General features: G+C 64.2%; 24 protein-coding genes, 3 tRNA genes and 1 pseudogene. 16 read left to right on the top strand and 12 right to left on the bottom strand.

Going from position 1 to position 23353, the window contains the following annotated elements; genetic code table 11:
* Positions 1-42: 42 nt before the first annotated feature.
* Positions 43-696, bottom strand: coding sequence for a response regulator transcription factor (locus R2823_01765; GenBank protein MEZ5174917.1), 654 nt, complete (start codon positions 694-696; stop codon positions 43-45).
* A complete protein-coding gene (locus R2823_01760; protein ID MEZ5174916.1) occupies positions 693-2042 on the bottom strand; it encodes a glutamine synthetase family protein in 1350 nt (449 codons plus the stop codon). The genes R2823_01765 and R2823_01760 overlap by 4 nt, the downstream gene beginning before the upstream one ends.
* A 155-nt stretch (positions 2043-2197) precedes the next feature.
* Between R2823_01760 and glnII the strand changes: the two genes are divergently transcribed.
* Entirely contained in the window at positions 2198-3196 is a 999-nt protein-coding gene (gene glnII / locus R2823_01755) for a glutamine synthetase GlnII (protein MEZ5174915.1), read from the top strand.
* A 43-nt stretch (positions 3197-3239) separates the two neighbouring features.
* Here the strand turns inward: glnII and R2823_01750 are convergent, their stop codons facing one another.
* Positions 3240-5048, bottom strand: coding sequence for an alpha/beta-hydrolase family protein (locus tag R2823_01750; GenBank protein ID MEZ5174914.1), 1809 nt, complete (start codon positions 5046-5048; stop codon positions 3240-3242).
* A 44-nt stretch (positions 5049-5092) separates the two neighbouring features.
* Positions 5093-5671, bottom strand: a complete 579-nt coding sequence (locus tag R2823_01745) for a hypothetical protein (GenBank protein ID MEZ5174913.1) — start codon at positions 5669-5671, stop codon at positions 5093-5095.
* A 103-nt stretch (positions 5672-5774) separates the two neighbouring features.
* Here R2823_01745 and R2823_01740 point away from each other — a divergent pair, with 103 nt between their 5' ends.
* From R2823_01740 to R2823_01705, 8 genes and pseudogenes are all read left to right on the top strand, one after another.
* Positions 5775-6506, top strand: coding sequence for an SDR family oxidoreductase (locus R2823_01740; protein ID MEZ5174912.1), 732 nt, complete (start codon positions 5775-5777; stop codon positions 6504-6506).
* A gap of 44 nt (positions 6507-6550) precedes the next feature.
* A complete protein-coding gene (gene folB / locus R2823_01735; GenBank protein ID MEZ5174911.1) occupies positions 6551-6937 on the top strand; it encodes a dihydroneopterin aldolase in 387 nt (128 codons plus the stop codon).
* Positions 6831-7346, top strand: a pseudogene (folK, locus tag R2823_01730) (2-amino-4-hydroxy-6-hydroxymethyldihydropteridine diphosphokinase). The gene folB and the pseudogene folK overlap by 107 nt, the downstream one beginning before the upstream one ends.
* 63 nt (positions 7347-7409) lie before the next feature.
* Entirely contained in the window at positions 7410-8063 is a 654-nt protein-coding gene (gene folE / locus R2823_01725) for a GTP cyclohydrolase I FolE (protein ID MEZ5174910.1), read from the top strand.
* Between the two features lie 139 nt (positions 8064-8202).
* Entirely contained in the window at positions 8203-9204 is a 1002-nt protein-coding gene (gene moaA, locus R2823_01720; GenBank protein MEZ5174909.1) for a GTP 3',8-cyclase MoaA, read from the top strand.
* A gap of 151 nt (positions 9205-9355) precedes the next feature.
* Positions 9356-9733, top strand: coding sequence for a type II toxin-antitoxin system VapC family toxin (locus R2823_01715; GenBank protein MEZ5174908.1), 378 nt, complete (start codon positions 9356-9358; stop codon positions 9731-9733).
* 83 nt (positions 9734-9816) lie between these two features.
* Positions 9817-10428, top strand: coding sequence for a LysM domain-containing protein (locus R2823_01710; protein ID MEZ5174907.1), 612 nt, complete (start codon positions 9817-9819; stop codon positions 10426-10428).
* A gap of 3 nt (positions 10429-10431) precedes the next feature.
* Positions 10432-11097: a hypothetical protein gene (locus R2823_01705; protein ID MEZ5174906.1), complete on the top strand. Its 666-nt coding sequence runs from the start codon at positions 10432-10434 to the stop codon at positions 11095-11097.
* A gap of 37 nt (positions 11098-11134) precedes the next feature.
* On the opposite strand, the gene R2823_01700 is transcribed toward R2823_01705, so the two are convergent.
* A complete protein-coding gene (locus tag R2823_01700) occupies positions 11135-11386 on the bottom strand; it encodes a NifU N-terminal domain-containing protein (protein MEZ5174905.1) in 252 nt (83 codons plus the stop codon).
* 139 nt (positions 11387-11525) lie between these two features.
* Here R2823_01700 and R2823_01695 point away from each other — a divergent pair, with 139 nt between their 5' ends.
* From R2823_01695 to R2823_01685, 3 genes are read left to right on the top strand one after another with little or no spacing between them, the layout of a single operon-like run.
* The gene (locus R2823_01695; protein ID MEZ5174904.1) at positions 11526-12944 is read left to right on the top strand and encodes an FAD-linked oxidase C-terminal domain-containing protein; all 1419 of its coding nucleotides are present in this window, start codon (positions 11526-11528) and stop codon (positions 12942-12944) included.
* Entirely contained in the window at positions 12941-13987 is a 1047-nt protein-coding gene (locus R2823_01690; GenBank protein ID MEZ5174903.1) for an FAD-binding oxidoreductase, read from the top strand. Before R2823_01695 ends, R2823_01690 begins: the two co-directional genes overlap by 4 nt.
* A complete protein-coding gene (locus R2823_01685) occupies positions 13987-15249 on the top strand; it encodes a (Fe-S)-binding protein (protein ID MEZ5174902.1) in 1263 nt (420 codons plus the stop codon). The genes R2823_01690 and R2823_01685 overlap by 1 nt, the downstream gene beginning before the upstream one ends.
* Here the strand turns inward: R2823_01685 and R2823_01680 are convergent.
* The 3 genes from R2823_01680 to R2823_01670 are packed head-to-tail and all read right to left on the bottom strand — an operon-like array spanning position 15231 to position 19225.
* Positions 15231-16094, bottom strand: a complete 864-nt coding sequence (locus R2823_01680) for a GNAT family N-acetyltransferase (protein MEZ5174901.1) — start codon at positions 16092-16094, stop codon at positions 15231-15233. The genes R2823_01685 and R2823_01680 overlap by 19 nt on opposite strands.
* Before the next feature lie 12 nt (positions 16095-16106).
* Positions 16107-18137: a thiamine pyrophosphate-dependent enzyme gene (locus tag R2823_01675; GenBank protein MEZ5174900.1), complete on the bottom strand. Its 2031-nt coding sequence runs from the start codon at positions 18135-18137 to the stop codon at positions 16107-16109.
* Complete coding sequence (locus tag R2823_01670; protein ID MEZ5174899.1) at positions 18134-19225, bottom strand: Glu/Leu/Phe/Val dehydrogenase dimerization domain-containing protein; 1092 nt, start codon at positions 19223-19225, stop codon at positions 18134-18136. Before R2823_01670 ends, R2823_01675 begins: the two co-directional genes overlap by 4 nt.
* Before the next feature lie 102 nt (positions 19226-19327).
* On the opposite strand from R2823_01670, the gene R2823_01665 reads away from it, so the two are divergent.
* The 4 genes from R2823_01665 to R2823_01650 are packed head-to-tail and all read left to right on the top strand — an operon-like array spanning position 19328 to position 22668.
* Complete coding sequence (locus R2823_01665) at positions 19328-20083, top strand: hypothetical protein (GenBank protein MEZ5174898.1); 756 nt, start codon at positions 19328-19330, stop codon at positions 20081-20083.
* 15 nt (positions 20084-20098) lie between these two features.
* The gene (locus R2823_01660) at positions 20099-20344 is read left to right on the top strand and encodes a hypothetical protein (protein MEZ5174897.1); all 246 of its coding nucleotides are present in this window, start codon (positions 20099-20101) and stop codon (positions 20342-20344) included.
* Complete coding sequence (locus R2823_01655) at positions 20341-21327, top strand: GNAT family N-acetyltransferase (GenBank protein ID MEZ5174896.1); 987 nt, start codon at positions 20341-20343, stop codon at positions 21325-21327. Before R2823_01660 ends, R2823_01655 begins: the two co-directional genes overlap by 4 nt.
* Entirely contained in the window at positions 21328-22668 is a 1341-nt protein-coding gene (locus R2823_01650) for an NAD-dependent malic enzyme (protein ID MEZ5174895.1), read from the top strand. It abuts the gene before it with no gap.
* Positions 22669-22677: 9 nt separating this feature from the next.
* On the opposite strand, the gene R2823_01645 is transcribed toward R2823_01650, so the two are convergent.
* The 4 genes from R2823_01645 to R2823_01630 all read right to left on the bottom strand — a co-directional run bounded on the left by R2823_01645 (position 22678) and on the right by R2823_01630 (position 23304).
* Positions 22678-22923 (bottom strand): hypothetical protein, encoded by a 246-nt coding sequence (locus R2823_01645; GenBank protein ID MEZ5174894.1) that lies wholly within the window; start codon positions 22921-22923, stop codon positions 22678-22680.
* A gap of 94 nt (positions 22924-23017) precedes the next feature.
* Positions 23018-23090 (bottom strand) — tRNA-Phe (locus R2823_01640).
* A gap of 57 nt (positions 23091-23147) precedes the next feature.
* Positions 23148-23225: transfer RNA gene (locus tag R2823_01635), tRNA-Asp, on the bottom strand.
* Positions 23226-23231: 6 nt separating this feature from the next.
* A tRNA-Glu gene (locus R2823_01630) sits at positions 23232-23304 on the bottom strand.
* Positions 23305-23353: the final 49 nt, after the last annotated feature.

The following is a 23353-nucleotide window of genomic DNA, read 5'->3' as shown; positions in this document are numbered from 1 at the left end:
CGGTGATCTGGTGCCCGTGAGGAGGGCCCGGTTCTGTTCGGTTCAGCCGAAGCGGTAGCCGACCGAGCGCACCGTGGTGATCCACGACGCCCGTTCCTCGCCGAGCTTGGCCCGGAGCCGACGCACATGGACATCGACGGTCCGAGAACCACCGAAGTAGTCGTAGCCCCACACCTTCGACAGGATCTGTTCGCGGCTCCACACACGGTGCTGGTGTTCGACGAGGAACCGCAGCAGCTCATACTCCATATAGGTGAGATCGATCGGATCCCCTGCGATCGTCGCCTGATAGGTGGCGGTGTTCAGCTCGAGGTCTGCGAACCGCGCTACGAATTCACCCTCCGGGTGGTCGACTTCGACACCGAGCCTCGAAAGCCTTACCCGCAATTCGGTCGTATCGATCGGCGTGAGGACGAAGTCATCGAATTCGGACTCGCCGTCGAGGTCGGTGGTGAAGGTTCGGTCGACCACGACAAGGACCCGGAGTTGGGTCTCATCTCGGAGTTTCGCAGCAAAGGTGAGACCGGCCGAAGGATCCGAACCCAACTCAACGACCGCGCCACCCCAGCCTTCCTCGGGTTCTTTCGCCGCAGCCTCGTCGAGGCCCCCAACAGGAACCGGATGATGTCCCGCCGCAAGCAGCGCGGCCGTGAGGGCGCTCGATGGCGATGCGGGATGAACGACGAGATACATCACAGCACCGGAAGGTATTCCTCGAGCTCATACCGTGAGACATGCTGTTCGTAGCGGGACCATTCGCGTTTCTTGTTCCTGAGAAACCACGCGAACACATGATCTCCGAGCGCATCGCGCACGAGCTCGGAGTTCTCCATGGCTTTGATGGCATCAGCGAGGTTGCGAGGGATGTGGCGAATCCCCGCGGTCGTGCGTTCCTCGTCGGACATCGTGCGAATCTCGGAGCCCATCGCGGGCGGAAGCTCGTAGTTGTTGGCGACTCCGGCGAGACCGGCGGCGAGAATCACCGAAAGGGCGAGGTACGGGTTGCATGCCGGATCCGGTGATCGAAACTCGATCCTCGTGGCATCGATCTTCCCTTTCCTCGTTGCGGGAACCCGCACGAGGGCACTCTGGTCGTTTCGGGCCCATGTCTCCCATGTCGGAGCGTCGAATCCCCCAACGAGCCGCTTGTACGAGTTGACCCACTGGTTGGTGACTGCCGTGATCTCGGCGGCGTGGCGGAGCAGACCCGCGATGAATCCTCGCGCGACCTTCGAGAGCCCGTACTCGCCGCTTGCGTCATGGAAGGCATTCACATCCCCTTCGAACAGGGAGAGATGCAGGTGCATCCCCGATCCGTCGAACGCCTCGAGCGGTTTCGGCATGAAGGTCGCGTGGATGCCGTGTTCGAGGGCGATCTCTTTGACCGCGAGGCGAGTCGTTGTGATGTTGTCCGCCATGGTCAACGCGTCGGTGTGGCGGAGGTCGAGTTCGTGTTGGGACGGCGACACCTCGTGGTGACTGAACGCCACCGGGATGCCGAGATGCTCGAGCATCGTGATCGTAGATCTCCGGTACTGCTGGGCCACATCGAGCGGTGTCAGGTCGAAGTAGCCACCCTGGTCGAGCACCTTCGGGTCTGGCGAGCTGTCCGCGAAGTAGAAGTACTCGATCTCGGGTGCCACATAGAACGAATAGCCGAGCTCCGCCGCTCGCTCGAGGTTACGACGCAACACATGGCGCGGGTCACCGGGGAACGGATCGCCATCCGGTGTGACGATGTCACAGAACATCCTTGCAACGGCATCCTCCCCGGACTTCCACGGGAGGATCTGAAAGGTGGTCGGGTCGGGTTTGGCGAGCATGTCTGCCTCGTGACTCCGCGAGAAGCCGTCGATGGACGAACCATCGAACGAGACTCCTTCCTCGAAAGCCAGTTCAAGCTCCGCTGGGGTGATCGCGAAGGACTTCAGGAACCCCTGGACATCGCTGAACCAGAGCCGGATGAAGCGAATGCCTCGCTTCTGAACGGTGCTGAGAACATATTCCTGTTGCCTGCCGCGACCAGCTGTTTCGGTACCCATTGCGCCATCGTACGGAACTTCGGGCGAAGTGCCCAGCTGATCGCGGGAACGAAACACAGTGTTCACATTGGCGTTACCGGGGCGAAACCACCCCCTGCGATGCTTCCGACGCAGGCGGGGTGTTCAACGCCGCCACCAACCGAAAGCGAGAAACCATGCCCTACCGAGCCGAGTACATCTGGATCGATGGTCAGAAGCCGACCGCGAAGTTGCGCTCCAAGACGAAGGTGATTCCCGACGGCGAGGAGCTCCCCATCTGGGGCTTCGACGGTTCGTCGACGGAGCAGGCCCCGGGGAGTTCCTCCGATTGTGTGCTTCGCCCGGTCAAAGTCGTACCTGATCCGATCCGGCGCGGCAACAGCGTGCTCGCCCTGTGCGAGGTGCTCGATACGGACATGACGCCGCACGAGTCGAATACGAGGGCAAGGGTCGTCGAGGCGTTTGCGAAGTACGCGGACCAGGAGCCATGGTTCGGCATGGAGCAGGAGTACACCTTCTTCAAGGACGGGCGACCCCACGGCTGGCCGATCGGTGGGTTTCCTGCGCCGCAAGGGGGCTACTACTGCGGCATCGGTGCCGACGAGATTTGGGGTCGTGAGGTGGTCGAGGCGCACACCGAGGCTTGTATCGCAGCGGGCCTCGCCATATCCGGCACGAACGCTGAGGTCATGATCGGACAGTGGGAGTTCCAGATCGGCCCGGTCGATCCCGTCGAGGTCGGGGACTCGATCTGGCTTGCCCGCTGGTTGCTGTACCGCTGCGCAGAGGACTCCAATATCTCGGCGACACTGGATCCGAAGCCCGTCAAAGGCGATTGGAACGGTGCGGGGATGCACACGAACTTCTCGACCAAGGCCATGCGTGAGAGCTACGACGCGGTCGTTGCGGCGTGTGAGGCGCTCGGGGACAAAGCACAGGACCATGTCAGGTTCTACGGAGCAGGCATCGAGGATCGTCTCACCGGCCTCCACGAAACGGCGCCGTGGTCGGAGTTCTCCTACGGTGTGTCGGACCGTGGCGCATCGGTACGCATCCCATGGCAGGTCGAGGTCGACAAGAAGGTCTATATCGAGGATCGTCGACCGAATGCGAACGCTGACCCGTATCTGGTTGCGGCGCTGATGACCGAGACGATCTGTGAGGCGCTCGCGTAGATCCGAGCCTGCGGCTCCGCTGCACGGAAGAGACTTCGGAGACCTACTGGCCGAGGTCCTCGTCGCTGAGCACGAAGAGGGGCTTTTCCGCGAGGCGCATGGCATTGACGCGTGCTCGTTCGTCGCGCTGGAGCCTCGCGAGCATTCGGGCCCACTGCTGGGGTGTCGGTTCCGGAAGTCGATACGCGGCGACCGTCACCGCAGGGAGATCAGCTCGATAGTCGTGGCCGACCGATCGGAAGACACCCGGAGTCGGGTTGGTTGCGTTGGCCGCATCGACGATCGACTGGAATGCCGTGATGATCGGTCGCCATCGCTGGCGGGGAGAGATACCGGGTTTGCGCGGCGACTCCATCAGCCAAGAGGGCTCGCGGTAGAACATTGTGGCGTTCAGCCGGTCGACCGGATCGTTGTAGTGGGTGAGGAGGGTGACGATTCGTTCGTGCGAATCGGTATCGAGCTGACCGATGTCGTTCACCTGCTCGATCGTCCCTTCGGGGGCCCTTCCCTCATAGAGCGCCTCGTGACGCCACTTGCTGTAGTAGGGCGTTCCGACCCAGAGCGCCTCGGAAACGCCGAAGGCGCGTATGGAGATCACATCACCGCCGATGAAGGCGTCCTGGCCCGCCCACGCCCCGAGGCTCTCACCGTACACGACGAGGCGCGGGCGGTCCTCGGTGGGTACGAGATCGAGATGGTCCCGGATCGCTGCGAGCAGCAACCGATGGTGGTTCGCGCCCGAACGGGTGTGCTGGAGCGCCATCAGCGATGGGAGCCGGGCGTATTGGACGGCGACCGCGGCACAGTTGCCGAGGAGGGCGTAGTCCGCGACCTCCATCGGGAGGGTGTTCACATAGCCCGTTCCCGCGGGGCATGAAACGATCAGCACCTCTCGATCGAATGCTCCGGTGCGTTTGAGCTCGGCCATGGCGAGCGCGACCCGTGCTTCGGCGGAACGAGCCGCGTCGTACCCGACGAACACCCGCACGGGTTCTGCAACGGCAGATGTCCCCATGACGGTCGCGATGTCGTCGCGTGTTGGGGCATCGGTGATGAATCGCCGGCCCTGGCGACCGAGGCGCGACCACGGTACTTCGGAGCCGGGACCACCCGAGCGTGCCGGCGTTGTCGGTGGCTGGTCGTAGCCGGGATCGACGACACGATCGTAGCGGGCAAGCCCGGTCGAAACGGACTGATACGCCGTCCTCACGCCGAGGACCCACACCGCCGTCGCGAGGACATCTCCCGTGTATCTCGCGACCTGGGGCGGTACGCCGAGGCGGCGGTTCATGATTCGGGCAAGCGCTCCGCCCGACGACCGGTAGCCCCCGATCAGGGCCCCGAGACCTCCGAGAATTCCTGCACCTTGGATGAGGGCCCGCCATGGCTTCGGGGGATCCCGGTCGAGGGCGTCCCGGTTGACGGCCTGATCGGCGATCTCGCGCCGGACGCTGACTGCTCCGATGAGTGCTCCGACACCCCCAACTGCGACTCCTACCGCTATCCGGCGTCGCGAGTTGCGAACCGCTGTGATGGTGGCCGCCGACGCGGCGCCCGCGCCGACGATGGTGGACATGGACCGCACCGGTGCCCTCCATGGCGGCTCCTGTTCATGCCACGGGATGAGGTTTCGCGATGCAAGACCGGCCGTTGCGATCGTTGTCATGATGGCGGTGTCGGACACCGCGCTGTCGGTCCTCGCCCCCATCGCATAGATGGCAGAACCCGCGACCCACCCTGCGGTGCCCGAAAGCCCAGCGAGGAGCGCCTGGTGCCCGGTCGTTCTCGGCATGAGCGACGGGCTGAACGAGTCGACCGCCGCGAATCCTGACAGAGCTGCGCCGGCCCACACCTCAGGGCGGTTCCACCATCGCTCGGATCGTGGCGAGGGCACGGCTACGGCTTGAGTGCCCGCACCGCGTCGAGCTGCTGGGTGAACGCCGTTGTCGCCTCGCCGTAGGCTTTCACCGCAGCCCGGCGTTCGCTGCCGTCATCGGGAGCCGCGAGGCCGTCAAGCACCTCGTCGGCCCGCGTCACGAGGAGTTGCGCAGCGATGATCGTGTCGGGCCACTCCGCCGGGAATGGCTCGGGGACGATGGCGGCCGCTACCTGGTTCGCGAGGACCTGCGCCCTGTCTGCGACATCCTGGAAACCCTCTCTCGTCTCATCGATCGTCGCGCCGGTGTCGTCACGGTTCTCCCAGGCATCGTTCACCGCATCGAGGTCCGTTTGGAGGGAGAGTGCCTCGGTTTCGAATCGATCCACTTCCTGGAGAAAGGCGAGGATGTCGTTCGGAAGGGTCGTTGATGTGGTCGTGGTCGCGGCGAGCGTTGTCGTTGTCGACGAGGTCGTGCTCGTCGAAGCAGCGACATCGGCCGCAGGAAGGGCATTGACGAACAGGTAGGTGAAGCCGATCAACGCCGCGATGACGACCGGAAGGATCCACCGGCCCGGTTTGGGGTCGTTCGTACTCACGGACACGAGCTTAGGAGCCGTCCGCCGAAAAGGCCGAGTACCCGGGTGCCCACCGGTTCATCCGTCTGAACCGGTCGAGCGGCGCCACCGGTACGCTGCATCCATGGATCTTGAGGGTCGAACCGCAGTGGTCACGGGCGGAGGCGTCCGTGTCGGGCGGGCGATCTGCCTCGCCCTTGCACGCGCCGGCGCCCGGGTCTACATCCACTACAACTTGAGCGATGTCGCCGCGACCGAGGTCCGAGACGAGATCCTCAGCGACGGGGGAACGGCTGCCATCGGTTCGGCCGACCTCTCGGCCCCGCTGTCCGCTTCGATGCTGATGGCGGACGCAGCCGCCGCGCTCGGCCCCGTATCGATCCTCGTCAACAGCGCATCGATCTTCCCGAAGGACTCTCTGGCCGATGTCACCCTTGAAGGCGTCCGGGATGCAAGGTCGGTGTCCCTGGAGTCGCCGCTGATGCTGATCAAGGCCATGGCTGAAGCCCTGCCCGAGGAGATGGACGGTGCGGTCGTCAACATCTCGGATGTGCGTACAGCCCATCCGTACCGGGAGCACCTGTCGTACCTGCTCGCGAAAGGGGGTTTGGACACGCTCACCCGGGTCGCCGCCCTCGAGCTCGCGCCGCGGATCCGCGTCAATGCGGTGGCGCCGGGTGTCATCTTGCCCCCCGTCGACGAGGACGGCACCTATGCCGAACGCCTCGCAGCGACCCTGCCCCTCGCACGCGTCGGGGGCGCAGAGGTGGTCGCCGACACGGTGGTCTTCTTGTGCCGCAACGACTTCATCACCGGCGAGATCGTTCGGGTCGATGGTGGCGGCCACCTCCTGTAACAGCCGCCATGCGCGCATCGGACGGTCGGTAGCCTCCCGGAGACATGGAGCAATCGGACCATCTGGACCGGATCGTCATCCGCGACCTGTCACTGCGCGGCATCATCGGGATCAACCCGGACGAACGGGTCAACGAACAGGAGATCCTCGTCAATGCCGTGCTGTTCACCGACACTCGGCCAGCAGCCGAGTCTGACGACATCAACGACGCGGTCAACTACCGAACCATCACCAAGGAGATGATTGCCCACATCGAGGGAGGGAGGCCGATGCTCGTTGAGCGACTCGCGAGCGAACTGGCCGGCATCTGTTTGGCCCACGACGGTGTTGAGCGGGTCACGGTCACGGTCGAGAAGCCCGGTGCGCTTCGCCACGCGCGATCCGTGGGAATCAGCATCACCCGATCGCGCGTTGATAACGGCGAGGACTGAAGGGAGCGCCGTGTCAGATCACATCTCGAGGGCCGTGCTGCTTGCGGGATCCAATATCGATCGAGATAGGTGCGTCCCGGAAGCCGTGCGGCTTCTTCGCCGCACACCGCATGTGACCGTCGAAGAGGTCAGCGCCTGCTTCGATACCGTGGCGGTGGGGGACAGCGACGCGCCAGACTTCTTCAATGTCGCCGTGCTGGTTTCGACATCGCTCAACCCCGAGGACCTCCGAGAGGTCCTGCGGACCATCGAGCGGGGTCTTGGAAGGGTCAGAACCGACGACCCGAACGAACCGCGTACGATCGACCTCGACATCGTGTTCTACGACGACCTCGTGAAGGACTTCGAGGACTGGTCGATTCCGGACCCCGACATGGAGCTCCACAAGCATGTCGCGATTCCGGTTGCCGATGTCGTGCCCGACTGGATTCATCCCGTTTCTGGGAGAAGCGCTCGCGACATCGCTGCGGAGATGGCGGATCACAACGACGAGGTGCCCCCGGCGCGCGTGCACGAGATCAGCTCACCGTATGTGACAAGGGCCGAAGGATTCGATGATTCGGCGGAGGTCTATGCCCCCCGGCTTGAGGACCTCGTACGGTCCCAGCTCGTCGAGATCGGCGAGGATCCCGATCGGGCGGGTCTTCAGCGAACTCCGTTGCGGGTCGCCAAGGCACTCGACTTCCTCACCAGCGGCTACACGACCTCGCTTGACGATGTGGTCAACGGAGCGATCTTCGACGCGGAGGGCGCCGAAGAAATGGTCGTGGTGCGAGATGTGGAGTTCTACTCGATGTGCGAACACCACATGTTGCCCTTCTTCGGGAGTGCAACCGTGGCATACCTGCCAAAGGGCAAGATCATCGGCCTTTCCAAGATCGCCAGAATCGTCGATGTCTACGCTCGGCGCCTTCAGGTACAGGAACGGCTCACGAACCAGGTCGCGGACGCCCTTTTGAACATCCTCGACCCGCACGGTGTCGGTGTCGTGATGGAGGGCAAGCACCTGTGCATGATGATGCGCGGCGTCCAAAAGCAGGAGAGCAACATGGTGACCAGCTCCATGCGCGGCACCTTCCGCTCCGACGCCCGAACCCGCGCCGAATTCCTCGACCTCGTCACCTGACCGGGCGTCAACCCGTACCCAGGGTTCCCGTTCAACAAAAAGGTCAACTTTTTGGGGGTGGTTCGGCCTCGTATCGCTCCGAACCGTATCAAGGCAGCGGCCGGAGATTGCACCGCTTGAGACCACTAGCGTTTCGGCCATGGTGCGCGACACCCTCGATCGCCCGATGCGTGATCTTCGGATCTCGGTCACCGACCGGTGCAGTTTCCGGTGCGTGTACTGCATGCCGCGGGAGGTGTACGACAAGCACACCTATCTGGATCGTTCAGCCATCCTCACCTATGCCGAGATCACGAGGATTGCATCGATCGCGACCTCCCTCGGCGTGACGAAGATCCGGCTCACGGGAGGTGAGCCACTCCTCCGGCGTGAGATCGACACCCTGGTGCGGTCCATCGCCGAGATCGATGGTGTCTCCGACCTCGCGATGACCACCAACGGCCTCCAACTGGCGAAGATGGCGGCACCACTCGCCGACGCGGGGCTCGGAAGGATCACGGTGAGCCTCGACTCGATCGACAACGACCGGTTCAAGCAGCTCGTCGACACGGATGTCGATGTTTCGGTGATTCTCGACGCGATCGACACGGCATCCGCAGCAGGGCTCGGACCGATCAAGATCAACGCTGTGTTACGCAGGGGATGGAACGACGATCAGGTTCTTCCCCTCGCTGCGCACTTCCGTGGAACGGGGCACACGATCCGCTTCATCGAGTACATGGATGTCGGCACAACCAACCAATGGGTGCTCGAAGATGTGGTCCCCTCAGCAGAAGTCGCTGCTGTGATCAACAGCCGCTGGGAGATCGAACCCGTCGAGGCAGCATACCGGGGTGAGGTCGCGCAGCGGTGGCGCTATGTGGACGGCGCAGGGGAGATCGGCTTCATCTCCTCCGTCAGTCAGCCGTTCTGTGGTTCGTGTACGAGACTTCGGCTCTCAGCCGAAGGCAGCCTGTACACCTGTCTGTTCGCCGGTTCCGGCATTAACCTGCGAGGCCCGATCCGATCCGGAGCGAGCGACGAGGACCTCACCGCGATCATCCACACGACATGGACGGAACGGGAGGACCGGTATTCGGAGCTCCGGGGCGGTGTTCCCCTCGCCGATCCCAAGGTCGAGATGAGCTACATCGGCGGGTAGGGCCGGTTGTAGTGCTCTGACCAGGGAAAACGCGATCAGATGCGGTTCGCCTCCCGCGCCGATGTCGCCGTTTGCCCGGGTGTCTTGATTCTGACGCAGGCGGTAGCTTCTGCCAAGCACGACCTCGAGTACCGTGGCTGAAAGAGTCATCATGGATGCCTCTGCAATGGTTGACTTGCTCGTCGGGTCGCCAATGGCGGCCGCGGTGCGGGATCGACTCAGCGGTCACGAACTTCATGTCCCCGCTCACTTCGATGCCGAAGTGCTCTCCGCACTGGGACGCCTCCAGCGAGCGGGAGAACTCACTTGTCGTCAGGTCACCACGCGACTCAAGCGTGTTGCCGCTGCCCCGATTCAGCGTCATCTTCTCTCCCCACTCCTGATTGGAGCGTGGGACCTTCGCCACAATCTGAGGCTTGTTGACGCTGGGTACATAGAGCTTGCCAACCGACTCGATGCCCCCGTCGTGACGACCGATGCTGGATTGGCGGCCGCTTCACCGGCCGCCGAGCTCCTCCCCGCGGGCTGAACCAGTCGATCCGGAGATACCGGTTGGCTTGGTTTTCGAACAGGGGTCTTGTATCGGGGCCTCCGTTTTGGCAGGTTGGTCGCGTGGCATCCGAATCGTTTCTGCCCTTCGCCAATGACTTCGCATCGTTGTATCTCGTGGTGCTGCTCGGGCTGTCGGTTCTCTGGTTCGTTGGCGACCGGATCTGGGTCCTCGCGCTCGGTATCGCAACACCACCGCCCGAGGGAAGGCCGAGGAGGCATCGGCGATCCCGGACGGCTTCGATCGTGGCCAGCGCGCTCATCGGACTCATGTCGTGGCGGCTGCTCCCGGCAGCTGCATCGGTGGTTCCGCAACGCGAGCGGGTGATGGCGGTCTCCGAGGAGACCGGATCGGCTCTGACCCTTCGCAGCGTCATGGTGGACGATCCGCAGGCGGTGCAGCCCGCTACCGGATCAGATGCCTCGCCGACGAGGCTTGCGAGCCGTGTCCCGCCGATGTCACCGACACGGGCTGGGTCATACATGGTCGTGTCCGGTGACTGCCTGTGGAGCATCGCTCGGTCCATCCTGATGAGCGAATCGGACCGCGGCGCCGTGTCGGGTGCAGAGATAAGCGATCTGTGGCACGCCATCTACGACCTGAACCGTGAGGTGATCGGCGACAACCCCAACCTCATCTTCCCGGGGCAGGTCTTCGTCCTACCGGAGAGGTGACACATGGAAGCAGAGGAATACGAGGCGATCCCGTGGTCGACCCTGGTCGCGGATGCCAAGCCCGCCGTCGATCGGAGGATCTACTTCGCGGGGACGGCCGTTGCTGCCGTCGTTGTCCTCTTTCTCGTGATGAGGTTCCTCGGTTCGACATCCCCGACACCAGCCGCGACTCCCGCGACCGCCGCTGCCACCGTTCCCGCCGAGGTGATATCCGAGACGGTCGACACGCCGCTGGCACCAGCCATGCCTGCAGAGCCGCTTGGCAGCATCAGTGAGGCCGATCTCATGGCGATCGCCGGTGAGCCACTCGCCACGGAGCAAAGGATCCCGATCCTTGTGGCCGAATGGTTCGTGACCGACTACTTCACGCGGGACGGTTCGCCCGAAACCCTCGCGAGTCTCGAAGCGGCCCTCGGCGACCCGGGACTTGCAGCGCTGCTGCCCCACCGGGATCCGGACGACACGGAATCGTTTGTCGAGTGGGCGAGGGTGTTCTCGATCGACGAGGCCGCCGACGAGACCGTGATTTCGGTTGCCTATCGCACCGTCACCCGCGCCGAAGACGGCTTCGTGCGCGACCCCGTCCGGGCGGTCACGCTCGAGCTTGCGAACGAGCCGACAAGGGGTTGGGTTGTGACATCGCTTCCCGTCGCAGCCGACCTTCCTTGAACAGTCGCCGAACCGAACCTTTGGGGCCGTCTGACGGTCAGGAGAATGCCTCGTCGAGGATCTCGGCGATAATCTTTGACAACCCCGACCACTCGGCGTCAACGGATCGCGTCACCGTGACGAAATCCGCCGTTGCAAATACCGAGGCGACGCCGTCGAGCGCGAGGATCGACGCGAACGGTTCATCGGCGGACGCAGCGTCCGTCACGGTGACCGGACCGCCGACGGGGGATCCGACACTGAACTTCATCGCTCGAGGGTTCGGTGTGGCTTCGATTGTCACCGGCATGGACCGCCTCCTTCTACGGCGCAGCGTAGCGAGCCGGTCGAGGGTCCACCGGACAGCTCGGTGAGGGCGGGAACACCGCGGACCGCGAGCCGAATTGCGGTCGACCGGAGCTGGTGCACCGCGGTCCTAGTCTCGAACCATGGAACCCGATCGGGACCTCATCGAGGATCTGCGCGAAGCGGTCGGCGGCGACGCCCTCCGCAGTCACCGTCTCGATCTTGCCGTCTTCGCCCGTGATGCTGGCGTCACCGCGGGCACCGTCGTCGCCGCGGTGTTGCCTTCGACCACCGAGGAAGTCGCCGAATGTGTGCGGATCGCCCTTCGCCACCGTGTTCCGATCGTTCCCCGCGGGGCCGGTACCGGGCTCGCGGGCGGTGCGGTGCCGGCACGGCCCGGCCTGTTGATTGTCCTGACCCGGCTCAACGCCATCCACGAAGTGGACGAGGTGGCGCGAACGGCGTGGGTCGGTCCCGGTCTCATCAACCTCGACCTATCAGAGCGTCTTGTCGACCATGGGCTGCACTTCGCCCCCGATCCCTCGTCTCAGGCCGCGAGCACGATCGGCGGCAACCTGGGCACGAACGCAGGTGGCCCGCATTGCCTTGCCGACGGCACCACGGTGGCCCACATTCTCGCCGCTGAGATGGTGACCCCGGAGGGAGATGTCATCACCGTCGGAGGTGCGGCACCGGACACGCCGGGCCTCGACCTTCGCGCTGTCCTCGTTGGCTCGGAGGGCACGATCGGGATCGCAACGAGGATCCTCGTCAGGCTCATGCAGAATTCCCCGGACGCCACCACCATCCTCATCGGGTTCTCGTCGATCACCGACGCAGCCGCGACCGTGTCGGCGATCATCGCCTCGGGGCAGATCCCTGCCGCCCTCGAGATGATGGACCAGCCGATGGTCGAAGCCGTCGAGAAGTTCGTCCACGCCGGATACCCGACCGAAGCCGCTGCGGTCCTACTCGCCGAGGTCACCGGAACGCCGGAGTCCGTTGCGAGCGCGGCTCCATCGATCGAGGCGATCGCGAGGGAGCACCGTGCCACCTCGATCCGGACCGCGAGGGACCCTGAGGACCGCGCCCTGCTGTGGAAGGCTCGCAAGGCCGCGTTCGGTGCTGTTGCACAAAAGGCCCCCGACTACTACCTCCACGACACGGTCGTGCCGCGGACGCGACTCGTCGAGGTGCTGACCCGCATCTATGAGATCGGATCGCGCTACGAACTCGACATGCTCAATGTGTTCCACGCCGGTGATGGGAACCTGCATCCGCTCGTGGCATTCGACAGCTCGGAACCCGGGATGCTCGACAAGGTACGAGCAGCGGCCACCGAAATGGTCGTCGCGTCGATCGAAGCGGGCGGGTCGTTGTCGGGTGAACACGGTATCGGCATCGAGAAGCGGGACCTGATGGGTCTCGTCTTCGACGAGTCAGACCTCGACGCACAGGCCCGGATCCGCGACGCCTTCGATCCTGACGGTGTCATGAACCCTGGCAAAGTGCTTCCCACCGGGTCCCGGTGCTTCGATGCGGCAGGCACCGGACTGCCATGACGACGGTCGTATCCCCCGAAACGGTCGACGATGCGGCTGACGCAATTCGCGAGGCTGCCGCCGATCTGCAGACCATCCGATTCGCAGGTTCCCGATCGCGCCAGGGTCTCGGGGGCATCGGCGACGGCGATGTCAGGATCGACACGGCCGGGATGAAGGGTGTCGTCGAGTGGCTTGTCGAGGATCTCACGATCGTTGTCGAAGCAGGCATGCCCGTCGGGGAAGTCGAGCATCTCGTCGGAACCAAGGGTCTCACGACCCTGCTTCCGGTCGATGAGCCGAACCGAACCGTCGGTGGTCTCATCGCCGAGGGGGCTTCTGGCCATGCACGGCTCAAATATGGCCCCACGCGGGACCGGGTGCTCGAGGTGACGATGGCGACCGGCTACGGGAAGGTCGTCAGGGGAGGGGGAAGGCTCGTCAAGAATGTCACCGGATACGACCTCCCACGGCTGGTCACCGGATCCCTCGGATCCCTCGGCTTGATCGGGACGATCTGCCTCAAGCTGTGGCCGCTCCCACCTCTTCGGAGAACCGTTGTCGTCGATGACCCTGCCCATGCCCTCCGTGTCCTGTTCCGACCGGCGGCGATCCTCGAAACCGAAGTGCTCTCGTTTGCGGTGCTCGAAGGAAACGAGCCCCATGTCGACGCACAGATGGCCCTCGTCGGAGCGTCGACGCAGACAAAGCCTCCGGAAGCGATCAACTCGCCGATCCGTCTGTCCGTGCGTGTGCCTCCTGCCCATGTCACCGACACGGTGAGCCGTGTTCGGCGTTTGGGGGCCGAACGGTTCGTTGCCCAACACGGGGTTGGTGTCGTCGACGCCGGTTTCGCTGCGATCCGCCCAGAGGAAGTGCTCGAACTCAGGGCCCGCACAGAACTGGTCGGTGGTTCTCTTGTCGTCACGGCACCGGGATTGGCGCTCGCAACGGTGGATCCGTGGGGAACGCCGCGCGACACACTCGAGATCCAGCGACGCATGAAGGCACTCTTCGACCCGCGCGGTGTTTGCAACCCCGGAATCCTGCCAGGGGGCCTCTGATGCCGTGGACCACAAGGCACCACCCACAGCGGAGCGCCCTCAAGTCATGTGTCGCCTGCGGCCTGTGTCTCCCCGTTTGTCCGACCTTCCGCCTCACCGGAGATGAAACAGCTTCCCCCCGTGGTCGCCTCGCCGCGATGACGCTCGTCGATGCCGCAGGTGTCGCTGTCGACGATCGGTTCGCCGAGATGATGTCGCTGTGTCTCCAATGCCGGGCCTGTGAGACCGCTTGTCCGTCACTTGTGCCCTTCGGGGAGGCGATGGAGGGTGCACGGGCAGAGGCCGAGGCGCAGGCGCCACAGGGGTTGCAAAAGATCCGTCGCTTCGGGTTGACCACCGTTCTGCGATCCCGATGGTTGCTGCGAACGATCACCCTGGTTGCTGCGCTGCTGCAGCGCGCGGGGCTCCTCACCCGATTGCCCGTCATCGGGAATCAGGCGATGGGGCTTCGGCGTCTGCCCGTTGTGGCCCGTACCTCGGCAGGCGGGTCGTGGGGCAGCGACGGAAGGCCCGTCGCGATGCTGGTGTCGGGATGCGTTTCCGATGTGTGGTGCTCGGCGGTCCACACCGCCACCGTCGAGCTCCTCGTTGCGGCCGGATACCGGGTCGAAGCGCCTGCTACCCAAACCTGCTGCGGCGCACTCGCCTCCCACAGCGGGTTCGCGGCCGACGCAGCGAAAATGGCCGAACGCAACATCGTGGCCTTCCGTGGCGCGGACATCGTGGTGGCTGATGTCGCGGGATGCGGTGCCCATCTGAAGATGTACGGCCGGTTCGGTGAAGCCGGCGTCGATCTGGCCCGTCGAGTGAGGGACATCAACGAGGTGGTCGCCGACGCCATCGCCGACGGGCGGCTCCCCACGCTGCCGCAAACCGGACGGTCCGTTGCGATTCAGGATCCCTGTCATCTCGAACACGGTCAGCGGGCCCACACCTCGGTCGACACCGTTGTCGCTGCCGCAGGATTCGAACCGGTCCCCGTCGATCGTGGCGGCCTGTGCTGCGGCGCAGCCGGTATCTACTCGATCGATGAGCCGGTGATGGCACAACGCCTCGGTGTGGCGAAGGCAGATGCGGTCACACGGTCGGGCGTCACGGTTGTCGCGACCGCAAACATCGGCTGTGAGATGCAACTCCGCCGGTACCTCGGAGACGGCTACTCGGTGTTGCATCCCGTGGAGGTGTATTGGCGCCAATGGCGCGACGCCGATGGGCCCTATTCGGTCCAGTCCTCAGCAGCGTCTCACAGACCGAGCGCGTAGATACCGCTCGCCTCGGATTCGCACCCAGCAGCCGCGACCGCGTCGGTCAACCACCGGAGGTCGGCATGCCATATCCACACGGTATGGGCGTCCCGATCGGCTGCAAGATCGACGAGGGCACGGACAACAACGCCAGCGTCCGACTCCGCAGCATCGAGAAGGCCGATCTCGAAGATGCCGTCTCGTTCGTCGACAATGGCCCATGCGCTGCCGACGGCCCACAATCGGCCCTCGCCTGCTGCTGTCTCGACATCTCTCGAGCGGAGCCGATGAAACGCCCACGACCTGCCGATGAGTCCCCGCATGGCTCGTCCCGCATCGCTGGTCGGCCAGCTCGCTGCGATCATCTCGGCATCGAAGCGCGTTCCTCGTTGTGCCGACATCAGGGATCGTCGCCGCTGACCCCCGTTTCCCTTCTGTTGTGGCGACGGCGCCTGAAGGTCCCGACAGCCCCGGTGAACGACGGCCGTCTGCCGGAAGCCGGTCTTTGCGATGTGGCGGACGGACGCGGCATTGTCCTGTTCGATGAGCAGCCTCGCCACGAGGGCCCCTTGCGTGCGTGCCCAATCAGCGAGGGCGACGGCCATGTCGCTCGCGATGCCGCGTCCACGCCAAGCAGGGTGGACTCTCGCAGCGTGGAACCAGGCTTCCTGCGGTGTCAGGAGAAGGCCGCGCCCGATCGCAACCGGACGATCGTCGTCGTCGACGGCGACCAACACTCTCCCGGAGGCATCGGCGATCCATCCGGAGATCGACTCGGGCACATAGTCGCCCCAGTCGAAGGTTCCCGTCGTGAACGCGGCGATGGCATCGATGTCCTGTGACCGTGCAGTACGGAATGGCATGGAGGGCGGGGCTCAGTATCGGTCGAGTGTCCGAGCGTGGTCAACGATGCCTTCGACGGTGGGCATGACCCGATCCTCGAGGCCTTGGGCGAACGGGAACGACGGTATCTCGGGTGTTGCGTACCGAGCAACGGGTGCATCGAGCCACTCGAACGACTGCTCAGCGATCTGGGCCGCAACCTCGGCTCCGAACCCCAGAAACTTGTTGTCCTCGTGCACGATCAGGACCTTCGAGGTTCGCTTCACGGCTGCTTCGATCGACGGCCAATCAAGCGGTCGGAGCGAACGCAGGTCGAGCACGGTTGCGTTGATCCCCTCTGAGGCGAGGAGGTCGGCAGCCTCCACCGACCGGTGGGCCATCGTTCCGTAGGCGATAATCGTGAGGTCCGAGCCGTCCCTTCTGAGTGCAGCACGCCCGATCGGAACCCGGTAGCCGCTTTCGGGCATCGGTCCCTTCGCAAGGCGGTAGAGCTTCTTTGGTTCGAGCACCATGACAGGGTCCGGATCTTCGATCGCTGACCGAAGAAGCCCGATGGCGTCGGCAGGCGTCGATGGCACAACGACCTTCAATCCCGGGACATGGGCGTAGAACGCCTCGATCGACTGCGAGTGGTACATCGCTCCGTGAATGCCGCCGCCGTACGGAACCCGCAACACGACGGGCATGTTCCAGCGACCGTCGGATCGGTAGTGCACGCGGGCGAGCTCCGACACGATCTGATCGAATCCGGGATGAATGAAATCGGCGAATTGGATCTCGGGACACGGTCGGCCACCAGCAGCTGCCATGCCGACACTCAGTCCGATGATGAGGGCCTCCGCAAGCGGCGTGTTGAATGCCCGGTCGTTGCCGAAAGTGTCGGTGAGCCCCTTCGTCGCCTTGAACACGCCACCTTTTGGATCGGCGACATCTTCGCCGAACACGACCATGCGATCCTCGTCTGCCATCAGCGCGTGCAATCCCCGGTTGATGGCCGTGATCAGGTTCCCCTCGGGGCCGTCGGGTGCCGGTTCGATCTCGGTGACGGGTACCGAAGGCTCGATCGGGTTCCGGTACACATGGCTCAATGGATCCGTCGGATCGGGGGAGCTCTCCGTTGTCTTGACCGCCGCGGCGATCTCGTCGGCGATCTCGCTCTCGATGCTTCTTTCGAGGGTGTCGGAGAGGATTCGCTGTTCGACGAGGTACTGACGGAAGTTCGGGATCGGATCCTTTCGCCGCCACAACTCGACTTCTTCACGGCTTCGGTACAGCTTGTCGTCATCGTCGGAGGTGTGGGCGTAGTAGCGGTAGGTCTTCGCCTCGATCAGCGTGGGTCCTTCCCCTGCACGCGCTCGCTGAACGGCTGCCGTCATGGCCCCGTAGACCGCGAGCACATCGTTGCCGTCGACGACAACTCCCTGCATGCCATACCCCGCGGCCCGGTCCGCAACCTGACCGGCGACTTCCGACGCGGCAGGCACCGAGATCGCATACAGGTTGTTCTGGATGAGGAAGATGACCGGGAGCTCGTGGATGCCAGCGAAGTTCATGGCTTCGTGCCAGTCACCCTCGGAAGTTGATCCTTCACCGCCGTCGACGACCACGACGGCGTCGGAACCGGAGCGCTTGAGCTCGCAGGCGATGCCACACGCGTGGGGGTACTGCACCCCGATGACCGACGACTGCGTGAAGATGTTCAGCTCGGGTTCGGACCAGTGGCTTGGCATCTGACGGCCGCCGCTCATCGGATCGGAGGCCTTTGCGAAGACGCCCGCGAAGATATCCGCGGGGGGAACCCCGAGCGCGAGCGCGTATGCCGTGTCGCGGTAGTACGGGAGGGACCAGTCCTTTGATGCATCGATCGCCGCCGCAGCTCCAACCTGGGTGGCTTCGTGGCCCGACACCGAAACGACGAACGGGACGCGACCCTGCCGGTTCAGCGCCCACAGACGCTCATCGAGTCTGCGTGCGAGGACCATGTTGCGGTACAGGCCGATCAGGTCATCGTCGGTGAGGCCGAGCGCTTCGTGGTCGATCACACTGTCGAGTTCGAGGGTCACTTGTGCTCCTTTGCTCGTGCCAGCGCGATCCGTTCCTCTGCAATGAGCTCGGCGGCACGATGCGTATCGATGGTGAGGTCGTCCGCACGCTTGAGGATCATGGCAACGGTTGATCGAATGTGCTCCACCAATTCGATGGCGCGTGGCAGGGAGTAGCCGTCCCTGGCAACGGCGATGTTGATGATGCCACCCGCATTGGCGACGAAGTCCGGCGCGTAGACGACCCCGGCCTCCATGAGGCGGATGCTGTCGTCGGGCGTCGCGAGTTGGTTGTTCGCCGAACCGACAACCGCTGCACACGACAGCTGCGGGATCGTGTCATGCGACAGATCGGATCCGAGTGCGCACGGGGCGAAGATGTCACAGTCGGCGGCATGGATGTCGTCAACGGAAGTTACTTTGGCATCGAACGCGGCCGCGGCCCGGTCGGTTGCTGCCTGGTTGACATCGGCCACGACGAGTTCCGCTCCCCGATCATGGAGCCGTTCGGCAAGGGACATGCCGACCTTACCGACACCCTTGATGGCGATCCGTCTTCCGGCGAGATCGTCCGTGCCCCAGATGTGTTCAGCGGTTGCGGTCATCGCCGCGATGACTCCTCGTGCGGTCGCAGGGGACGGGTCCCCGGAGCCGCCGTGTTCGATGGGGAGGCCAGCGACATGTCTGGTTTCCTCCCTGACGATCACCATGTCCGCAACGGTGGTCCCGACATCCTCGGCTGTGATGTATGTTCCCCCGAGAGAGTCGACGAACCGCCCGTGGGACCGGAAGAGATCTGCGTTCCCGACCGTTGCGGGATCACCGATGATCACCGCTTTCCCTCCGCCCTGGTCGAGACCGGCGCATGCTGCCTTGTAGGTCATGCCCCTCGCGAGGCGCAGGACATCCACCAAAGCCGCCTCTTCCGACGCATAGGGGTAGAACCGGGTGCCTCCGAGTGCGGGTCCCAAGGTGGTGTCGTGGATTGCGATGATCGACTGATAGCCGGTTTCGGGATCTGCCCCGAAGTGGACGGATTCGTGGCCGCCGGTTTCGACGAGGTCGAAGACTCGCAAGGTGCTTCTCCGCGGATCGTGTGACCCTTCCATGATACCGACCTGCCTCCCGGCTCCACACGGCACACCCGCGGGTCGGGATGCTCGGGCGATTCTGGTGCCAACGGTGTGTGTCGATGTGCGTACCATGCGGGGATGATCGCCACTGCGTACCTTCGTGTCTATGTTCCGTCGATCGAGGTCGCGGGCCTCCCTCCCCACCGCAGCATCAACCGCGTCGGCAGGGTCGTGGTTGACGACGAGTTCATGTGGAGTGAGCCGATCGCCGACGATGCGATCTTCACGGTATGGAACGGAACGCAGTACGCGTGTCCGCGCAATCCGCGGGTGCGCATGTTGGAGGGTGTCGTGGCCCTTGGGCGTCACGATCCCGACTCGTACCTTGTGTCGGACCGTGAACAGGTACGGGCACTCGCCGAGCTTTCGCGCCTGCGGCGTACAGGCCCTATCGGGCGGTCGCACATCCTGTCCTCTGCCTTCCATGTGCCGCTCCGGTGGTTCTGCGCCTTCCACGCCTCGGAACGAGAGCTGTACGAGGCGAACGACATCGAGTCGATCCGCTACCGGACCTCCATCGGAGACGCGATCGACCGTGTCCGGTGGGCCGCGTCGGTTCTCGAGGGTGCGGGGTTCCCCGCAGGGCCGATCGAACACCTCACCGACCTCGACGGATGGCTCGCCGGGTTCTCCGCCGATTCGATGCTGGAACTCGACTACGGACGCGTCGCAACCGTCTTTGCGACCGGTGAGCTCGTGTTCGATGAGAGCGCAGGTGACATCCGAGACAGCCTCCTTGCCCTCGAGCGGGGGGACTTCCCTGCCTCAGGTGAGGGATATCAGCGCGTCGCAAGGCGGTGGGCGTCGCCCCAGGCATCCACTTTCACGAACTGATCGGCTGGGTGTCCTGTGACCGAACCTCGGCTTGTCGGAATGTACGCCCTGTGGCTGCTCGCTTCAGGTTCGATCGCCGTCACGGTCGCGGTTCTCGCTACAGAGGTGTTGGCGATCATCGGACTCGTTGATCGGTCCGGCGGCGACTACGGTTTGTCGCTGTCAATCGTCACCGGCGCAGCATTCGTGGCACTCGCGCTTGTCCCAGTCATCTTTCGGGATCGGTTCCGCGATGACAAGCGGGAGGCCGAGTCGAGATGATGCCACCACCTCCAACCATCGACGGGGTGGTGTGGCGTGCCGCGGTTGCTGACGACGCCGAGGCAATCGAGGAACTCCAAGCAGCGTGCTTCGCCGTCGACGACACCTTCATCGAGACCGCTGCCGAAATCGCCGACCGCTTCGAAAGCCCGATTGCCGACGCCGACACCGACACGCTCGTTGCTGTGCGAAGTGACGGTTCCATCGTGGCTTCGCTGTGGTGTGAGCTCGTACCGAATCCGGTGGGGACATGGAAGGTGTATGAGGACAACTACATCCATCCGGAGTACCGGACCCCGCAGATCTGCGAGTTTGCGCTTCGCTGGTGGATCGAACGCGGCGCACAACGAACGGCGGGCATCGACCCCGCGCTCCCGGTTCGGTATCACCAGCATGTCTACCCGAAGCAGGAGGCTCACCGGGACCTCCTTGTAGCGAACGGGTTCACGCCCTCGATGTTCCTCGACGAGCTTCGGCGTGACCTCGCTGAGCCCATCGGCACCGCTGAGGTTCCTTCCGGGTTCCGCCTCGTCCCCTTCGATGAGGTGCCGTCGGTCGAAGCCCTTGCGGTCCGCAACGACGCCTTTCGGGACCATCGAGGGTCTCAGCCATGGACGATCGAGATGTGGGAAAGCCGATCAATGGAGATGCATCGACCCGACGCTTCGTTCGCCGTCATGGACGGAGGCCGACCTGTCTCGTATGTGATGTGTGCGGCGTATCCCCAAGAGTGGGAGAAGCGGGGATACTCCGAGGGCTGGATCGAAGGTGTGGGGACGGCTCGCAGCCACCGCGGGCGTGGTTTCGCCTCGTTGTTGGTCACCCGAGCCATGACCGCGTTCAGGGATGCAGGCCTCGAGTATGCGACCCTTGGTGTGGACTCGGAGAACCCCACCGGTGCTGTTGGCATCTACGAGCGTCTCGGCTTTCGGAAGGTTCGTCGGATGGTCAACTACACCCTCACGGTCGAAGGAGTCAACTGAATGGGCGATCGATCCATCGAGCGCGACGAAGTGTTTCGGATCAAGACGGCCCGCACCCCGGGGCTCCTCGCGAAAGCGCTGGCGGCTGCAGGCGAGTACGGAGCCAACATCGGCGAAATCGAAACGATCCACATCGGTGCAAACCACAACATCCGGGAAGTCGCGATCATCGCGCCCGACGCGGCTGCGATCGAATCCATTGCAGCAGCGATGGCCGCCATCGACGGGGTCGAGGTCCTCCCCGGGCACTTCGACAAGGTGTGGGATCAGCATGCCGGGGGCAAGATCAAGATCCGTCCCAATGCCGTTGTTCGAACCCTCCAGGACATCCGTGAGGTGTACACCCCCGGCGTTGCCCGTGTCGTGAGCGCCATCGCAGAAGATCCGTCGCTCGCGAACTCACTTACCTGGCGCGGGAACACCATCGCAATCGTCACGAACGGAACGAGGGTGCTTGGTCTCGGAGATGTCGGGCCCGAAGCAGCTCTCCCCGTGATGGAGGGAAAGTCGCTGTTCTACGCGATGATGGTTGGCGTCAACGCGGTCCCGATCGTGCTCGACGCGAAGGACCCGAAGGACTTTGTCGACACCGTCATCCGGCTCGCGCCGGGCTTCGGTGGGATCCACCTCGAGGACATCGCGACGCCGGGCGTGTACGAGATCGAGCGCCGGCTGGAGGAGGAGCTCTCGATTCCCGTCTTCCACGACGATCAACACGGAACGGCTGTGGTGGTCGCTGCCGCGGTCATCGCAGCGGCCCGCCAAACGGGCCGCCATGTCGACGATCTCACCTTCGGCCAGGTAGGACTCGGTGCTGCTGGAAGTGCTATCGCCGGATTGGCGTCCGGGCTCGGTTTCCGATCGATGCTCGCCTACGACCCTTCCGATGCCGGGGTCGATCGGCTGCGCGAAGTTGCGTCGACCGATGCAAACATCGTGATGGGGACCGATCACGCCCATTTCGAGCGCCTCGTGGGAGCCGCCGATGTTCTGGTTCTGGCGACCGGCCAGTCGGATTTGCTGGATCCGGCAATGGTGCGGGAGGGGCAGATCATCCTGGCGCTTACGAACCCCCTTCCCGAGATCACACCCCGTGAAGCCATCGAGGCCGGTGCAGCCGTCGCCGCAGACGGAGCCATCGTCAACAATGTCCTTTCGTACCCCGGCCTCTTCAAGGGGGCGCTCGACGCGGGTGCCCCGTCGGTGACGATGGCCATGAAGCGTGCAGCGGCGTATGCGATCGCCGATGCCACGGCAGCAGGCGAACTGCTTCCTGAGCCGCTCGACGAGTCGGTACACATGGCCGTTGCCGCCGCGGTGGCGGACGCGGCTCACCGGTGAAGTGGAGCCTCAAATCACATCGTCGTCGTGACGATGCGGTGACCACAGTTCGGTCCAGATGAGGAACATCAGGACGGCCGTGGCGATCGATACCCAGCTGATCGGTGTTCCGGCCGCGGCGAGCATCGAGGCGAGGACGAGAGCGGCGATCGATCGGATGACCTTGCGCACCCGCCGGCTCGGGACCGGGCGGTCGAAGCGGTCACCATCCTCGACGAATCCGGGGAACGGCTCTTCGCGTTCGTCGGGGGTCATGACGGGAAGGTAGCAAGAGCACCGGTCACCGGAACGCATCCGGACAGTAGTGGATGTCGGTGGGACGAGGATTCGAGCGTCCGCACGAATCCGGTGGTCAGGGGCGGTCTCGAACCGCCGACCCCTGGTTTTTCAGACCAGTGCTCTACCAACTGAGCTACCTGACCAAGCACCTCGATCCCTGGCCGGTGTGACCAGCAACCGACGATCAAGGCGTACAAATATGGCGGGAGCGACGGGATTTGAACCCGCGACCTCCGGCTTGACAGGCCGGCGTGAACTCCAGGCTTCACCACGCCCCCGCGTTGTGCCCCCAGGGGAATTCGAATCCCCGTTGCCGCCTTGAAAGGGCGGAGTCCTAGGCCTCTGGACGATGGGGGCTGGGCGCCCGCCATTGTATCGACCCGGACCGGCTACGGCCCGGCGAGTA

The organism is Acidimicrobiia bacterium (assembly GCA_041393965.1).
GTDB lineage: Bacteria > Actinomycetota > Acidimicrobiia > Spongiisociales > UBA5794 > UBA5794.
Note: the sequence above shows the minus strand (reverse complement) of the source record. Positions and strands in the feature narration are given on the sequence as shown.

What these genes read in the sequence shown, in the direction of transcription:
- R2823_01760 (MEZ5174916.1), bottom strand. Translation starts at nt 2,042, where the DNA reads ATGGGTACCGAAACAGCTGGTCGCGGCAGGCAACAGGAATATGTTCTC.
- glnII (MEZ5174915.1), top strand. Translation starts at nt 2,198, where the DNA reads ATGCCCTACCGAGCCGAGTACATCTGGATCGATGGTCAGAAGCCGACC.
- R2823_01740 (MEZ5174912.1), top strand. Translation starts at nt 5,775, where the DNA reads ATGGATCTTGAGGGTCGAACCGCAGTGGTCACGGGCGGAGGCGTCCGT.
- folB (MEZ5174911.1), top strand. Translation starts at nt 6,551, where the DNA reads ATGGAGCAATCGGACCATCTGGACCGGATCGTCATCCGCGACCTGTCA.
- folE (MEZ5174910.1), top strand. Translation starts at nt 7,410, where the DNA reads ATGGCGGATCACAACGACGAGGTGCCCCCGGCGCGCGTGCACGAGATC.
- moaA (MEZ5174909.1), top strand. Translation starts at nt 8,203, where the DNA reads ATGGTGCGCGACACCCTCGATCGCCCGATGCGTGATCTTCGGATCTCG.
- R2823_01715 (MEZ5174908.1), top strand. Translation starts at nt 9,356, where the DNA reads ATGGATGCCTCTGCAATGGTTGACTTGCTCGTCGGGTCGCCAATGGCG.
- R2823_01705 (MEZ5174906.1), top strand. Translation starts at nt 10,432, where the DNA reads ATGGAAGCAGAGGAATACGAGGCGATCCCGTGGTCGACCCTGGTCGCG.
- R2823_01700 (MEZ5174905.1), bottom strand. Translation starts at nt 11,386, where the DNA reads ATGCCGGTGACAATCGAAGCCACACCGAACCCTCGAGCGATGAAGTTC.
- R2823_01695 (MEZ5174904.1), top strand. Translation starts at nt 11,526, where the DNA reads ATGGAACCCGATCGGGACCTCATCGAGGATCTGCGCGAAGCGGTCGGC.
- R2823_01690 (MEZ5174903.1), top strand. Translation starts at nt 12,941, where the DNA reads ATGACGACGGTCGTATCCCCCGAAACGGTCGACGATGCGGCTGACGCA.
- R2823_01685 (MEZ5174902.1), top strand. Translation starts at nt 13,987, where the DNA reads ATGCCGTGGACCACAAGGCACCACCCACAGCGGAGCGCCCTCAAGTCA.
- R2823_01680 (MEZ5174901.1), bottom strand. Translation starts at nt 16,094, where the DNA reads ATGCCATTCCGTACTGCACGGTCACAGGACATCGATGCCATCGCCGCG.
- R2823_01670 (MEZ5174899.1), bottom strand. Translation starts at nt 19,225, where the DNA reads ATGGAAGGGTCACACGATCCGCGGAGAAGCACCTTGCGAGTCTTCGAC.
- R2823_01665 (MEZ5174898.1), top strand. Translation starts at nt 19,328, where the DNA reads ATGATCGCCACTGCGTACCTTCGTGTCTATGTTCCGTCGATCGAGGTC.
- R2823_01655 (MEZ5174896.1), top strand. Translation starts at nt 20,341, where the DNA reads ATGATGCCACCACCTCCAACCATCGACGGGGTGGTGTGGCGTGCCGCG.
- R2823_01650 (MEZ5174895.1), top strand. Translation starts at nt 21,328, where the DNA reads ATGGGCGATCGATCCATCGAGCGCGACGAAGTGTTTCGGATCAAGACG.
- R2823_01645 (MEZ5174894.1), bottom strand. Translation starts at nt 22,923, where the DNA reads ATGACCCCCGACGAACGCGAAGAGCCGTTCCCCGGATTCGTCGAGGAT.